We start from the raw sequence: 15,410 nt of genomic DNA on the forward strand, positions 1-15,410 counted from the left end.
GCTTCAGATGAAAAATAGTAAAACAATTTTTACAGTAATCTTACTAAGCATATTTGCTAATATACACGCACAATACGCTCAAAATAAAGACAAAAAAATTGTTATTGGTACAGTGGATAGTTTGTATTCTGAAATATTAAAAGAGCAACGAGAAGTTTGGATACAAGTCCCAGAAGAAACAGATAGCTCAAGAAAATATCCAGTTATCTATGTGTTAGACGCATCTAAAAATTTCTATTCTATCACAGCAATGCTTAAGCAACTAATACCTTGGAAGATTCCTAACTCAATTATTGTAGGTATTACCAATACAGATAGAACAAGAGATTTTACAACAACCAATGTTCCATTTCAACGTGGACATGAATCAAAAACTTCTGGAGGTGCTAGAAATTTCTTAAAGTTTATTGAAAAAGAATTAAAGCCTTTTATAAATAGTAAATACCCAACAGAGAATAATAATACCATTATTGGCCACTCTACAGGTGGCTTATTTGTACTCTACACTTTTTTGAATCACGATAAAGTTTTTGACAACTATTTGGCCATAGACCCAAGTCTTTGGTGGGATAATGAGCGCCTCGTAAAAGAAGCTGAAGAAAAAATTAATACGAAAAACCTGAAAGAGAAATCATTATATATTGCAGTAGCTAACAGTCTTGGCAAAGCCATGGATACGGTAAAAGTAAGAAAAGACAAAACTGTGCCTACAGAGCAGATTAGAGCCAATTTAAAGTTTCATGATTTACTGGTTGAACATAGCGAAAAACTGGATTTTAAATGGGAGTACTTTAAAGATGAAGATCACGGTAGTATTGTTGTACCAGCACAATATAATGGGTTGCGATCTATTTTTTCTTGGTTTCCATTCCATGAAATGTGGAGGTTTAATACCCCAAAAAGGTATTCTATTAAACAACTTACAGATCCTTATTACAAGCACTACAAAAAACTGAGCAAACGAATGAAGCGTGAAATAAAACCAGATTGGAATTTAATAAATGATGTTGGTTTCTTTATGTTAGAAGGCCATAATCTTCCTGAAAAAGCGCTTGCTTTTTTTGAAATGAATATTGATTTTTATCCAGATAAGTCAGGAAGTTATGTTGCATTAGGGGATTATTATATGTCACAAAAAGATAAATTAGTAGCTATTGCATATTATAAAAAAGCTATTGAAATAGATGGTAATGAAGATGCTCAAATGAAATTAAAAAAAATAGAAAATTAATAAAACACTAGCATGTAAAAAAAGCGAACTCTAAAAAGTTCGCTTTTTTGATGCATAGAGTTTTTATTCTGTAATTTTGTAAAAATGACTGTATGGAAGAACTAACGCTCACAACACCAGCACTTTTATTCTCGGCAATATCCTTAATTATGCTAGCGTATACTAACCGATTTTTGGCTTATGCCGCGGTTATTAGAAACCTAAGTGAAAAATATAAGGAGACACAACAAAAGTCTTTAAAACGTCAGATTAATAATTTAAAACTGAGGTTAAACCTTACAAGATATATGCAAATCTTTGGAATTACAAGCCTTTTGCTCTGTGTTCTAACTATGTTTTTGATTTATATATCGCAACATATTATAGCAGTTTGGGTTTTTGGAATTGCATTATTACTTCTAATTATGTCTTTATCACTATTAATTAAAGAAATTCAAATATCAGCCAAAGCATTACAACATCACCTAAGAGATATCGAAGATCATTTAAAAGATAAATAATTTTTAAAATAATTGTGACTTCTCTTACAATGTAGTGTCTTAACTTAATAAGTAACATTAATACTATACAATAAAGATTCATTGACACAAGACGCTGTTCATACCCTTACCGATGAAGCGCTAGTAGAAGCTATCGTAAAAACTAACGACACATTGTTGTTTGAGGTACTGTACGATAGATTTGCGAATATGGTGTATAATAAGTGTTATGGGTTTGCAAATGGAGTTGATGAGGCTAAAGATTTGACACAAGATGTTTTTCTTAGAGTTTTTGTAAAATTAGGAAGCTTTAAAGGAAAGTCTAAGTTCTCAACATGGTTATATGCATTTACCTATAATCATTGTGTAAATTATGTAACAAGAAATACAGCTAAAAAGTTTGAAAAAAAATCTGTAAGTTCTGAAAGCGTTGATATTGAAAATATAGGTGAAGATATAGATTCTACTCACGAGTTTCAAAACATGAGAGTAGAACAATTGAAGAAAGTGATGGAGCTAATTTCTCCTGATGAAAAGATGATATTGTTGCTGAAGTACCAAGATAATTTAACAATTAAAGAATTATCTGAAGCTTTAGATATCGGTGAGAGTGCCGTTAAAATGCGTTTAAAAAGAGCAAAAGAAAAACTAGTACAGAAGTACACTAATTATACCGAAGATGGAAAATCCATTTAAGCAAATAAACCAACCTCTAAAGGAAGTTCCTGCTGAGCTTAAGAGCAAAGTCATGCACGACATTGCCATGGCGAAGCTATTGATGGATTTGGCTGAGCTATTTTCGTATAATTTAGGTCATGTTATTGACACTGTAAGTAGTAGTAGAAAAAAGTAAATACTTAATTAACCCTAACATTAAAAAATTATAGTATGGATAAAGTAAGCGAATTTTCAGAAGTAGCAATGAAATCTCTGACTAATATTTGGTTCGAAATCACTAATATATTTCCTAATATCATCGGAGCATTTATTGTACTAATTATTGGTTGGATAATTACCAAGTTAGTAGTTAAGCTTATAAAAAAGGTTTTAAAATTGGTTAAGGCTAATAAGCTCGATGAGAAAATTAATGAGATTGAAATTATAGAAGGTAAGCAACTCAATTTTGATACCGTAAAAGTTGTTTCAAAAGTTGTAAAATATCTAATGTATATGATATTGCTGGTAACGGCATCAGATATTATGGGATTAGATATTATCACCAAACAAATAAGTGACCTCATATCTTATTTACCAAAACTATTTTCTGCTTTAATTGTATTTATAGTTGGACTTTTATTTGCAAACTTTGTTAAGAATGGTTTGAAATCACTTTTTGAATCCATGGATTTATCTGGTGGTAAAATGATAAGTCAGGTGGTATTTTTCTTAATGCTAACATTTATATCCGTTACAGCATTAAACCAAGCAGGAATTGATACTGAAATAATCACCAACAATATCAATATGATTATTGCGGCCTTTCTTTTAGCATTTGCAATTGCTTTTGGGTTAGGTGCTAGAGAAGTAGTAGGTAAGTTGCTAAAGACGTTTTACGCTCGCAAAACATTTGAAATTGGTCAGGCTATAACTTTTCAAGGTGAGAATTACACCGTAGAATCTGTTGAAAATATTTCGGTGATATTAAAAAATTCAAAAGGGAAATTAATTGTTCCTATAAACGATTTAGTAGAAAATCAAGTACAAATGCAGGATCAACTATAAGGTTAGGGTTATAGATTTTATGTTTACATAAAATGCGATCCTGCACGTACTTGACGTTTAAAGAACCTCTTCCAAAAGAAGAGGTTTTTTTATTTTTATGTTGAGTACTTAGTCTTAACCTAACAGAAAAAATAAATTATTTGTTCTTGTTGCGCCGATTATAGTTTTTATCGCCTCTGGTTTTTGGCTTTTTATACTTTTTAGCAATTTCTCTTCTGTATGAGCCTCCTAAATTTTCTTTTTTGTTTTTATCCTTTTTATCATGAAATGCTGGTCCAGGCGCATCTTCATCCCTTCTTTTTAAAGGGTTATAACGTTCATTTATTTGTGGACGTTCTTCTTCTATTAATTCTTTAGAGATTTCGACACTATCAGGAAGCTCTAGTGTTTCTATGGTCATTTGCATGAGTTCTTCAAGTCTTATTCTTGATTCTTGCTCATTTTCAGTAGAAAACAATATGGCATGGCCTTCTTTTTCAGCACGACCAGTTCTACCAATTCTGTGCATATAGTTTTCAGGATAATCAGGTGTATCAAAATTAATAACATGAGACACATCATCAATGTCTAAACCTCTCGCCATTACATCTGTAGCAACTAAAATACGATGTTCTCCTTCCCTGAACTGTTCAATACTTCGTAATCTGTAGTTTTGGGTTTTATTAGAATGGATCACACAAGTTTGACTAGGAAATAAGTCTTCAAGCATATCAAACAGACGATCTGCCATGCGTTTATAAGCTACAAAAATTAAGACTCTTGAAAACTCTTCTTTATCCTTAAGTAAATATTCCAGTAGATTTACTTTAGTGTAGAAATTTGGAACATTATAGCGTTCTTGTTTAATATTTTCTAATGGAGTACCAGAAACTGCGATTGATATCTTTGTAGGATTTATAAAGAAATCGGTAATTAATTCATCAACATCTTTAGTCATCGTAGCCGAAAACATAATATTTTGACGACGTGGTGGAAGAATATCAAAAATATTCATTAACTGATGCCTAAAACCTAAATCTAGCATCACATCAACTTCGTCAATCACTAATTTTTGAATAGATTTTAATTGTAAAACTCTACTTACTGCCAAATCATATAAGCGACCAGGAGTAGCTACAATAATATCTTGACCTTGGGCAACGGCTTGTTTTTGAGTATTAATATTAGTACCGCCATAAACTCCCAATACGCGATTGTTAATGTATTTAGATAGTTTTTCAATTTCATTGACCACTTGCACAACCAATTCTCTTGTTGGTACCAAAACCAAAACTCTGGGATTATCTTGTTTAGAATATTTTAGATTTCTCAAGATTGGTAACATGTATGCAAAGGTTTTACCTGTACCAGTTTGCGCAATACCAACAACGTCTTTGCCAGAAGCCACAACATTAAAAGCTTCAGCTTGAATAGGTGTAGGACTTTCAAAGCCTAAATCATCTATGGCATTATATAAAGGTGTGTTTAAATTTAGATCTTGAAACGTCACGGTTTGGTTTTAAGTGGCAAAGCTAACATTTATAATCTACTTACCCTAAATGCCTATTGTCTATTTCAATAGAGTAACTGGCGTTAAAAACAGAACCAGATTCAAGTGAGATAATACCTTCTTTATCTTCAATTTTTTGATTGGTAGTTTCAACATCTGCAATTCCAAGCCATGGTTCAATACAAACATAAGGTGCATTTGGTTTTGCCCAAATTCCTAAATATGGGAAACCTTTATATTTCATAGATAAAACATCACCTTTAATTTTATGTTTTAAGGTGACTTTTCTAGATTTTAAATCCTTAAAAATAAGGGCATCCTCATTAAATAAATCTCCGTGAAGTTCAATTTTGTTACTCTCAACAATTACTGATTTTGTCTTGTTTGTTACTAGACCATTTTCCATGTTTAACAAATAAGATTTACTATTTTCTGACTTTTCAAACTCTAAATAATAATCTGTATAGCTTTCATCTTTATAAAGAGGGCAAGCAAAAGCAGGATGTCCTCCAAGAGAGAAAAATAATGTCTTAGAATCAATGTTTTTAACACTGTGGCTGACAGTTAGAACATTGTTGTCTAATTGATATGAAATTTCATATTGAAATAAAAAGGGATATGTTTCATATAATTGATCGTTGGATGTTAGAATCAAAGCAATTTTTGAATTCGAGTGATTTTTTACTTTAAATTGATCACTATGTCTAACAAAACCATGTTTTGACATTTTATAGATTTTGTTGTCATAGATATAGCTATCATTTTTCATGGAGCCAATTACTGGAAATAAATTTGGTGCAGAGCTTCCCCAAACATTCGGATCTGCATGCCACATAAACTCATTATTGTTTTTTACAGAAGTTATGGCCTTAAGTTCTGCACCGATAGGTTTTATATCTATTTGGAGTAAATGGTTTTTTAGGATTAACATTTCAAAGTGGTAATAGAATTAAATAGTACTAATGATAGAAGTAATATTCGCAGTAAATAAAAGATTAATCAATATACTCTAATAAATCTGTAATCAATGTTTCTGCCTTATTTTCCCAATCATCATCAAAATTATCCCAATAAGTTAAACTATCAAACATTTTAAAATCGGTACTTTGAGATAGTCCTTTTATTGGTCCAACTATACCAATATAATTTGCATCTTCATCAGATTCTTCTGAGTTATAACTGAATTTAAGAACATAAAAATCTTGCTTATTCTTAGTAATTGTCTTTGTAATGTCTATTCTATCTGGATATCCATTTTCCTCACCAGCATAGTTGTAAAATGACAATTTTGCGAATGCCTTTGGCTTTAGATATATTTTTTCAATTTCTGAAAATCTATTTTGTTTGTGGTAGGCTTCCATTATTTCGTATTGAAAATACTTATCCTCTAAATACTTGTTTTTTATGTCTTTAGGAGTATTATAATTATTGAATATTCTCGCAATAATAGCTTGCAGTTTCATCCATTTGTCATAATCTCCATCTATAATTTTTAGGGTGAAAGTGTCACAGATTTTACTATCACTTTTTATAGTGTTTAAGTATCTTAGATATGTATACATTAAACTGTCATAAGTTCCATCGTCTTCATTTTCGGTTTCCGATTGTTTAAAAAAGTAATCAGAATCTGTTTTTAAGAACTCAAGAATTTTGTTTTGATTATTTTGTATTACGTTTTTTGCTTCTAATTCAGAGGTAAAAATATTCTTGGAAATATCTATTAAGTCGCCTCTGTATTGAATGTATGGCATTAATTTAAGTAGCTTATCATAGTTTTCTAAAGCATAATTTAAAGAATCATTAAATGGCTGTAAAATGTCGTAGCTGTAAGAATCTTTTTCAATTGGTGGATTGGCAAATAATAGCTTGTTATAGACTGTTAAGCTGCCAGTAGATTCAATCTCAGGAATAGCAGATAAAACAGATGCTTTTAGATTATCCGAAGTGTCAGATTTATTGTAAAACTCCTCTAAAACCTTAATAGAAGATTCATCATTAATAAGCGAAAGCTCATATATGATTTTTGCTTTTATTATGTCGTTTTTTTCTTGTGAAAAATCATAATCTAAGGCTTGATGTAAGTCTGCTAACTCATCCTTATTATATTCATAGTAATCGAATGACTTTAACGCTAGGTCATAGATAATTGAATCCTTTGATTTTAAATCCTCAATAATATACTTAGCTTTAGATTCAAAAATATTGAAATCAGTCTTTGCGGTATTCATTCTTATGGAATTAAATACGCGTTCTACTATTCCGCTATTGGCTTCTTCATCACTCACAATAGCTTTTGCCAACTGAATTCTATTATTATTCAACCAAATACGACATATTCGTTGTCTTTTTGTTTTTAAGTGTAGTCTGTTTTTTACAGAAAACTCAACAATAGAATCACCATCTTTTGTAAAAATTCTTTCTCTAACAATGCTATCATTATATTCTACTTCACTATTTTTATATAAATCTAAAAAGGCTTTATAAGTTGGTGTTCTAAAGTATTTTCTAATATTAGAATATCCATATTGATAAACACCGCCTGTAGCAGGGTTTACAGTAGCATAATCATGAGAATCGACTACTTGAGAGTTTTCATAATCAGATGAATCAATAGATTCGGTAACATTTTCGAATAGCTGTATATCAAAACTTTTATCTGATGGGGAATAATCCTTTAAAACAGATGCTTTATAGGGCTGCATCGTAAAACTTTTAAAAAATGGACCATCAGTAGTTGCTTTTTCGGTTGTAGATATTTTTTGTTTTAGTAATAAATAGGTTCTGTTACCTCTAAAATATACTCTCGCTATAGAATGAAATTTATCATTAATACTTATTTCGTATTCTCTCCCTTCAATACCATCTAGGTAAATAACTTTTGGCTCCGATAATAATGTAGCTTTTTGAGTTAAAGAAGTTTTAGTGCCTTCAAAAGCAGATTCAGGTGATTCTATGAAATAACCAATCGGTTGGTCATTATATCTAAACAAATAATTATTCTTGTTTTTAGTATCCATAGCCATATAGAGATTAAGAAAATAGGGTTCTCCTTCTGGATCTAGAGGGTTTGGAGATTCTCTAGACAGGTCTTTCGGTTCTGTTGGTATTTCTATTGAAAAAGCACCTTTTTCACTTTTAAATTCTTGCCATTGAACAGTTTTGATTTTTTGTTCGACACCGTTTACTACAATTGAATTTAAAAAGCGATTTACATAATTTTCTTCAATTTGTTCCTTGGGTGTTTCAACAGAAAAATAATAGAAATGATTATTTTTTAGAACAAATCTAGATTTCATTATTCTTTTATCAGGCAATTCACTGGTAACATCATAAGCAACTTTATCTGTATCAGGTAATTTGTCTTTGCTTATGATTTCAGCTTCACGCTTTTCCATCATATTAGAAATCATTTTTTCCATTAACACATCAATTTGAGAATCTTCTAAATTATAACTCAGACTCAATCCCATAAAAAGATAGGTCGTGTTAGTTGTCATATCACCATAACCTTTTACAGTGAAATTATCGTTTCCTTCTTCTATGTTTGGTGCTTTTGGAATTTCTAAATAATAGCCTAAATCATCATTAATATAATTATACCAAAAACCTTTTGAAGGATCTATTTTATAACTATCTGCTACTCCAGTAAATTTGGCTTCAACTGCAGTGACTTTATAACCTTCATTCTGTAATAATTCAATAACACTTTCTTTACCTACTAAATGCGCAGCTCCAACTCCAGCAAATATGCTTCCTTTTTTCATAAACTTGATGATACTATTACTCATCACTTTATTTCGTGAAATCATATTGGTGTTTTCATGATCATACTTATTAATGAAAGCTTCGATTTTAGAGAGATCACCAGTTTGATAAATAGTGGTCATGAGTTCTTTACTTCTTTTAAGACTATCAATCTCAACATTTAAATTATCAAGTACTTGTTTTATTTTATTTTCATCTGATAAATTATCGAAATAGCTAACCTGATCGTCAATGGCTTCTAATCCTACAATGTCTTTATTCATAGTCCTTGCATGACCTAATAGGTACATATCTACAGATGTAGATTTGTCATCTTCTTTTTCTTCCTGTGGTATAAGGAGAGATAAAACAACATCTGGACTCATAATCTCCGAGTCTTTCAAAGAATAATCATTAATAGCTTCAAATCGTTTTAATAAACGTTTGTAATCTCTTGGTTTTAATAGTTTTTTGTAAAAATTATTTGCATTGATGTCATATTTCTTATTGGTAAAAGCAACCATGATAGAATCAGGATTTATCTCTAAGGCAAAATACTTAACACTTTCTATTGCTGGTATTACCGCATCACTAAAATTGAATGCTCTTGCATCTTCAACATGCATGGTGCCGAATAAGTATGAAGGTGAACTTGTGTCTTTTCCTTCAATTTTCCAAAGTAAAGAGTAATTACTTTCGTCTTGAGCAAACGATTGTTGCGACAGAAGACTTAAAAGTAAAAACCAATAAATTGAAAAACTTATTCTAAAAATTCGGTAGTGCATTAGGCTTAATTTAGAGTTGAATATGTAAATATAAAAAGCAAATTAAAATAACTGAGATAATGAGGATATTTTACAGATATAAACGATTATAGAATTAAATAAACGAAATCAAAGTATTCTCATTAAATTTGCGATGTACAATATTTTCCTTGAGAACCAAGCACTACCATAATACTCGCAATATTGATAAATTTAAGCAAGATCTCTTGTGCTGGAGTCAGCAATTCGATGATGTTGTTTGGCTAGATTCCAATAGTCATAAGAGCAAATACAATTGCTATGATGCGGTCTTAGCTGTTGATGCATTTACAGCTTTAAAAACAGATTATTTTGATGCTTTTGAGAGCTTGTCAGAATATCAAAAATCAACAAAAGATTGGATTTTTGGTTATCTCACTTATGATTTAAAAAACACAACAGAGCAGTTAACATCTGAAAATTTTGATGGTTTAGATTTCCCTGAATTGTACTTTTTTCAGCCAAAAAAGTTATTCTTATTAAAAGATAATAAGGTTGAGCTACAATACTTAAAAATGGTTGATGATGAAATTGAAGATGACCTATTAGAAATAGAGAAATGCAAAAGCCCGAAAGTCCAAAAGTCTAAAAGTCCAATAAAAATAAAACTAAGAATTCATAAAGACGAGTATTTTAATAAGGTTAGCACAATGCTTGCACATATCCAAAGAGGTGATATTTACGAAGCCAATTTTTGCCAAGAGTTTTATGCAGAGGATAGTATGATTAATCCACTAGAAACATTCAATAAGCTCAATGATATTTCTCAACCACCTTTTGCAACTTTTTTAAAAGTTGAGGATAAATTTCTCTTATCGGCAACACCAGAGCGTTATATCAAAAAAGAAGGTAAGAAAGTGATTTCGCAGCCTATAAAGGGTACAGCAAGGCGTTCAGAAAATAACGAAGAAGATTTAAAACTCGCCAAAGATTTGTCTAGTGATCAAAAAGAACGAAGTGAAAACATTATGATAGTCGATTTAGTCCGTAATGATTTATCGCACACAGCTACAAAAGGAAGTGTAAAAGTTGAAGAGTTATGTAAAGTCTATTCGTTTTTGCAAGTACATCAAATGATTTCTACCATTTCATCTCATGTGTCTGACGATATTAATCCGGTTGAGATAATAACAACAACATTCCCAATGGGTAGTATGACAGGAGCACCAAAAATTTCTGCTATGAAGATCATTGAAGACTTAGAAGAAACAAAACGTGGATTATACTCTGGTTCCGTGGGTTATTTTGCGCCTAATGGTGATTTCGACTTTAATGTTATTATTAGGAGTATTCTGTATAATAAATCAAAAAAGTATATTTCTTATTCGGTTGGTAGTGCTATAACTTCAAAGAGTAACCCTCTTAAGGAATACGAAGAGTGTCTAGTTAAGGCTAAAGCGATGAGAGAAGTTTTGGAAAATTGAAGAAAGTGTAAAAATTAGCGCAACCGTTTGACATTTTATTCATCTAGTATAAAAATTGTTCTATGAAAAAGAACTTAAAGTTCCTATTATTAGCACCACTTTTAATGGCAATTCTTTGTGGTGAAGAAGGAGATGATTTTCCTTGTGCTAGCGTTGCACCAGAATTTTTTTTGGAGGTTGAAAACATTTCAGAAAGTTATGATATTGATGAAACAATTTGGATAGAATCTGAAGCGACTTCTGTTTTATTAAACGGTTGTCCAGGCGAAGATGTTAGAGAGGTTCTTGGGGACGGAATATTTGTTTTAAAATTGACAAATCAATTGGAAAACCTTAATGCAGTGGTTGTTCAGAATTATAACGTAATCTATGAGTTTGGCTCAGAATACAATACTAACTTTTGTTTCGAATATATTTCATATGTTCCAGAATATTCAGAAAACGAATTAGCCTATAAATTCAGATTAGGTATTTCAATTAATCAACCAGGTGATTACTGTTTTGTAAATGCTAGAGATAGCTATTTTAATCTAGAACAAGAAAATAATTCTGAAATATTCGCACCATATGATGTCCTTAATAATACTATTAAATTTAATAGTTGTGCAGAAACCTTTACTAGAAATGGTACTCAGACTCATTATTTTTTTAGAGTGAACCCTTAGGATATCTTCTATTCTAAATGTCGTCTAAAACTCTTTTTTACTTTTTCAAAAATAAGTTCTACACGCGATGTTTCAATATTTTTGATTTTAGCAATATCTCCGAAATTTAGATTTCCGAAAATGTACAAATCCACGATATTAGAAATATTAATAGGTAACCAATTATAAAAACGTCCAAAAACCTTAGGTGGTTGAGAAGCTGATAAATCCTCTAATTCAAAAGCTTTTAAAATTGATGTTTCTTTATCAGTATACAAATACAAATGATTGTTGTGATCTTGGTGATATGAAATATCACTTAAATCTGTATTTAAGACAAAATCGAAATCGGCGTCAATTGTGTAATCTTCACCTAGTTTAGAGAGTTCATCTTTTAGAATACTGTCTGTACTAATTGTATTTTTGTGATAAGCTTCTTTTTTAAAGAGTTCGTTCATATAATTATCAACGAGCTTAAAAAGTTCCAACTTAACGGCCATTGCTTCGGCCTCGATATTAAAACCATGACTATATAATTCTATGATACTCTCATCAATAATACCATTAGAAGAATACATATTCTTTGGTATAATGCCAGTGGACTCTGCAATATAAATTCTGTGTTTTACATAAGGATGTAAATGTTGTACTGCAGAAAGCACCTTTTTGTCGAAGGCAGTTTGTGCAGATTTTGACGATAGTTCTGCAAATGTGCTCATAATCCTATATTTTAAAATGTTCCTATAAAGCTACCCAATAAGATAACGATTTTTTATGACAATTATCATTTTATAATAACTAGAATTGTGTGCCTTTGCCTTTATTGTATCTTTACATAATGCTAAAAATCTTTAAAAAACATATAGACACTAACTTAGTATTTCTAAGAGAAACACGATTATTAATTGCCGTTTCGGGAGGCATCGATAGTGTTGTTTTATCATATTTGTGTAAAGAATTAGAACTAGACTTTGCCTTAGCACATTGTAATTTCAATCTCAGAGGTGAAGAAAGCAATGCAGATGAAGAATTTGTATTAGAGCTTGCTGAAGAATTAGATGTAGAAGTGTTTATTCAAAATTTTGACACACAAACTTATGCAGATGAGCATAAACGTTCTATCCAAATGGCTGCACGTGAATTGCGGTATGACTGGTTTAAGGAATTAGAAGAGCAATTAAATTATGATTATATCTTAACTGCACATCATGCAGACGATAATCTTGAAACCTTTTTAATCAATTTTACGCGCGGAACAGGTTTAAATGGCTTAACAGGAATTCCAGAAGTTAATGATAACATCGTAAGGCCTTTGTTACAATTTTCTAGAGAGCAGATTGAAGCTTATGCTAAAGAAAATAGCATTAAATGGCGAGAGGATAGTAGTAATTCTTCTCGAAAATACTTGAGAAATAAATTACGTCATGAAGTAGTGCCTATCTTGAAAGAAATTAATCCACAATTACTAAATAGTTTTCAAAGTACTTTAATTAATCTTAATGATACTGCAGATATCGTTGAAGAAAGCCTCAATGCAGTTGCAAAGCGCGCTATTACTAATATTGATGATAATGGTGTGACTTATAAAGTCTCAGAATTTAAAAAAGTTAATAATCCCAAAGCGTATTTATTTGAGATGTTTAAGGATTTTGGTTTTACCGAATGGAATGATGTTGTTGATTTATTAGACGCCCAATCTGGGAAGCAAGTTTTATCTAATACACATCGCTTAATAAAGCATCGTGAGTTTTTAATTCTAACAGATTTACGTCATTCCGAGCATAGCGATGAATCTTTTTTTATAAATGACAAAGTTAGCGAGGTTAAAACACCTTTAGGTATTTTGTTTTTTGATGAAGCTGAAGCCATCGTTAATTCTTCAAAAAGTATAGTTTTTGTCGATAGAGATAAGTTGAGTTTCCCGCTAGAATTAAGACTATGGAAAGAAGGAGATGTTTTTCGCCCACTAGGAATGAAAGGCAAAAAGAAAATCAGTAAATACCTTAAAGATGAAAAATTGTCTTTAGTTGAAAAGGAAAATACCTGGGTTTTAACTTCAGAAGGTAATATTATTTGGGTTGTTGGTATGAGAGCTGACGAATGTTTTAGAGCTAAAGATAAAACAGAGGATATTCTAAAAATTGAATTGAAATAAATTGTCATTTTACAATAGATACAGAATCCACAAATAGATACATAATTTGAAACTAAAAGGAAACATAGTAGATATACAAAATCGAAAAATCTTCAAGGGTGAAATCACCATAGAAAACGGTAAAATAAAATCCATTGAAGAAAAAGATTGTGATAGTGATTATTATATACTTCCGGGCTTTGTTGATGCGCACATACATATTGAAAGTTCAATGTTAGTACCTTCTGAATTTGCAAAGGTTGCTGTAAAACACGGAACGGTTGCAACGGTTTCTGATCCACACGAAATTGCCAATGTACTAGGTGTAAAAGGTGTTGAGTTTATGATAGAAAATGGTAAACAAACCCCTTTTAAATTCAATTTTGGTGCTCCATCTTGTGTACCAGCTACAAATTTTGAATCTGCTGGTGCAGTAATTGATGCTGATGATATTAAAGCCTTAATGGCAAATCCAGATATTAAGTATCTCGCAGAAATGATGAATTATCCCGGAGTTATTTATGATGACGCAGAAGTTCTCAAAAAAATAGAATGGGCAAAGTATTATAACAAGCCAATCGATGGCCATGCACCAGGATTAAGAGGCGATGATTTAACCAAATATATTTCTGCAGGTATTTCTACTGATCACGAATGTTTCACTTACGAAGAAGGCTTAGAAAAACTTCAAAAAGGCATGAAAGTCATTGTAAGAGAGGGTAGTGCAGCCAAAAACTTTGAAGTTTTGATTGATTTGCTAGATGAACACTACGAAAACATGATGTTCTGTAGCGATGACAAACATCCGGACGACTTGTTATTAGGTCATATCAATCAATTGTGCGCAAGAGCAGTAGCTAAAGGAATTGATGTATTTAAAGTTTTACAAGTAGCTTGTGTTAATCCTGTAAAGCATTATAATTTAGATGTTGGCTTATTACAAGAAAATGATGCGGCTGACATTATTGTGGTAAACAATTTAAAGGATTTTACGGTTTTATATACTTATATTGATGGGGAACTAGTTTCAGGACAAGGACATTCATTGATTGAATCGGTCGATTTTGAAGTTGTAAATAATTTTAAGACCACTAACAAGGACATCTTAGACTTTAGGTTGCAATCTGATACAGTTAAAATAAGAGTTATTGAGTGCTTAGATGGAGAGTTAATTACTAATCAAATTATAGAGAATTCAACTAAGGATAATGGTAATTTAGTGTCTAATACAGAAACAGACGTTCTTAAAATGGTCGTGGTCAACCGTTATAAAAATGATAAGCCAGCAATAGCTTTTATCAAAAATTTTGGACTAAAAGAAGGCGCAATTGCAAGTTCTGTTGGTCATGATTCGCACAATATTATTGCAGTTGGAGTATCTGATGAAGCCATTTATAAAGCTGTAAACCTCTTGATTGAGAATAAAGGCGGAATCTGTGCTATTAGTGATACTGAACAAAAAGTTGTAGCCTTACCAGTAGCAGGTATTATGAGTGATCAGAATGCAGAGACTATTGGAAAGCAATATTCTGAGTTAGATAAAATGGCAAAGCAATTAGGAAGTAAGCTTCATGCGCCATATATGAGTTTGTCTTTTATGGCATTATTGGTAATACCTGATTTGAAGCTTAGTGATAAGGGTTTGTTTAGTGGAAAAGATTTCAAATTCACCTCATTAGAGGTATAGTAAATTTAACATTTTCAGAAAGTTATAATTCCTATTTTTGCTCAAAATTCATC

At 31.2% G+C, this 15,410-nt stretch carries 13 protein-coding genes; 9 read left to right on the forward strand and 4 right to left on the reverse strand.

Annotated elements, in window-relative coordinates; all coding sequences use genetic code 11:
* Positions 1-7 precede the first annotated feature (7 nt).
* From Q0822_RS08420 to Q0822_RS08440, 5 genes are all read left to right on the forward strand, one after another.
* Entirely contained in the window at positions 8-1,231 is a 1,224-nt protein-coding gene (locus Q0822_RS08420; RefSeq protein WP_299122506.1) for an alpha/beta hydrolase-fold protein, read from the forward strand.
* Positions 1,232-1,323: 92 nt separating this feature from the next.
* On the forward strand, positions 1,324-1,731 hold the full coding sequence (locus Q0822_RS08425; protein ID WP_299122507.1) for a DUF2721 domain-containing protein: 408 nt from the start codon (positions 1,324-1,326) through the stop codon (positions 1,729-1,731).
* Between the two features lie 81 nt (positions 1,732-1,812).
* Positions 1,813-2,406 carry an RNA polymerase sigma factor gene (locus Q0822_RS08430; RefSeq protein WP_299122508.1) on the forward strand — a complete coding sequence of 198 codons (594 nt, stop codon included), beginning with the start codon at positions 1,813-1,815 and terminating at the stop codon, positions 2,404-2,406.
* On the forward strand, positions 2,390-2,563 hold the full coding sequence (locus tag Q0822_RS08435; RefSeq protein WP_299122509.1) for a hypothetical protein: 174 nt from the start codon (positions 2,390-2,392) through the stop codon (positions 2,561-2,563). Before Q0822_RS08430 ends, Q0822_RS08435 begins: the two co-directional genes overlap by 17 nt.
* Before the next feature lie 35 nt (positions 2,564-2,598).
* Positions 2,599-3,432 (forward strand): hypothetical protein, encoded by an 834-nt coding sequence (locus Q0822_RS08440; RefSeq protein WP_299122510.1) that lies wholly within the window; start codon positions 2,599-2,601, stop codon positions 3,430-3,432.
* A 136-nt stretch (positions 3,433-3,568) separates the two neighbouring features.
* Here Q0822_RS08440 and Q0822_RS08445 read toward each other — a convergent pair whose 3' ends face one another.
* From Q0822_RS08445 to Q0822_RS08455, 3 genes are all read right to left on the reverse strand, one after another.
* On the reverse strand, positions 3,569-4,921 hold the full coding sequence (locus Q0822_RS08445; RefSeq protein ID WP_299122511.1) for a DEAD/DEAH box helicase: 1,353 nt from the start codon (positions 4,919-4,921) through the stop codon (positions 3,569-3,571).
* Between the two features lie 40 nt (positions 4,922-4,961).
* A complete protein-coding gene (locus Q0822_RS08450) occupies positions 4,962-5,852 on the reverse strand; it encodes an aldose 1-epimerase family protein (RefSeq protein WP_299122512.1) in 891 nt (296 codons plus the stop codon).
* A 64-nt stretch (positions 5,853-5,916) separates the two neighbouring features.
* Positions 5,917-9,450 (reverse strand): TraB/GumN family protein, encoded by a 3,534-nt coding sequence (locus Q0822_RS08455; RefSeq protein WP_299122513.1) that lies wholly within the window; start codon positions 9,448-9,450, stop codon positions 5,917-5,919.
* Positions 9,451-9,599: 149 nt separating this feature from the next.
* Here Q0822_RS08455 and Q0822_RS08460 point away from each other — a divergent pair, with 149 nt between their 5' ends.
* Together Q0822_RS08460 and Q0822_RS08465 are read left to right on the forward strand one after the other, a co-directional pair.
* A complete protein-coding gene (locus Q0822_RS08460) occupies positions 9,600-10,892 on the forward strand; it encodes an anthranilate synthase component I family protein (protein WP_299122514.1) in 1,293 nt (430 codons plus the stop codon).
* Between the two features lie 62 nt (positions 10,893-10,954).
* A complete protein-coding gene (locus Q0822_RS08465) occupies positions 10,955-11,557 on the forward strand; it encodes a hypothetical protein (RefSeq protein WP_299122515.1) in 603 nt (200 codons plus the stop codon).
* A gap of 8 nt (positions 11,558-11,565) precedes the next feature.
* On the opposite strand, the gene Q0822_RS08470 is transcribed toward Q0822_RS08465, so the two are convergent.
* Positions 11,566-12,255, reverse strand: coding sequence for a hypothetical protein (locus Q0822_RS08470; protein ID WP_299122516.1), 690 nt, complete (start codon positions 12,253-12,255; stop codon positions 11,566-11,568).
* 119 nt (positions 12,256-12,374) lie between these two features.
* Between Q0822_RS08470 and tilS the strand changes: the two genes are divergently transcribed.
* Positions 12,375-13,691, forward strand: a complete 1,317-nt coding sequence (tilS, locus tag Q0822_RS08475) for a tRNA lysidine(34) synthetase TilS (protein WP_299122517.1) — start codon at positions 12,375-12,377, stop codon at positions 13,689-13,691.
* Positions 13,692-13,737: 46 nt separating this feature from the next.
* Positions 13,738-15,357, forward strand: coding sequence for an adenine deaminase (ade, locus tag Q0822_RS08480; protein WP_299122519.1), 1,620 nt, complete (start codon positions 13,738-13,740; stop codon positions 15,355-15,357).
* Positions 15,358-15,410: the final 53 nt, after the last annotated feature.

Origin of the sequence: uncultured Winogradskyella sp. (genome assembly GCF_947496485.1) — a bacterium.
Classification (GTDB): Bacteria; Bacteroidota; Bacteroidia; order Flavobacteriales; family Flavobacteriaceae; genus Winogradskyella.

Bases quoted from the DNA above. Each gene is read 5' to 3' on its own strand.
- Q0822_RS08420 (WP_299122506.1), top strand. From the start codon at position 8: ATGAAAAATAGTAAAACAATTTTTACAGTAATCTTACTAAGCATATTT.
- Q0822_RS08440 (WP_299122510.1), top strand. From the start codon at position 2,599: ATGGATAAAGTAAGCGAATTTTCAGAAGTAGCAATGAAATCTCTGACT.
- Q0822_RS08465 (WP_299122515.1), top strand. From the start codon at position 10,955: ATGAAAAAGAACTTAAAGTTCCTATTATTAGCACCACTTTTAATGGCA.
- Q0822_RS08450 (WP_299122512.1), bottom strand. From the start codon at position 5,852: ATGTTAATCCTAAAAAACCATTTACTCCAAATAGATATAAAACCTATC.
- Q0822_RS08435 (WP_299122509.1), top strand. From the start codon at position 2,390: ATGGAAAATCCATTTAAGCAAATAAACCAACCTCTAAAGGAAGTTCCT.
- tilS (WP_299122517.1), top strand. From the start codon at position 12,375: ATGCTAAAAATCTTTAAAAAACATATAGACACTAACTTAGTATTTCTA.
- Q0822_RS08425 (WP_299122507.1), top strand. From the start codon at position 1,324: ATGGAAGAACTAACGCTCACAACACCAGCACTTTTATTCTCGGCAATA.
- Q0822_RS08470 (WP_299122516.1), bottom strand. From the start codon at position 12,255: ATGAGCACATTTGCAGAACTATCGTCAAAATCTGCACAAACTGCCTTC.
- Q0822_RS08455 (WP_299122513.1), bottom strand. From the start codon at position 9,450: ATGCACTACCGAATTTTTAGAATAAGTTTTTCAATTTATTGGTTTTTA.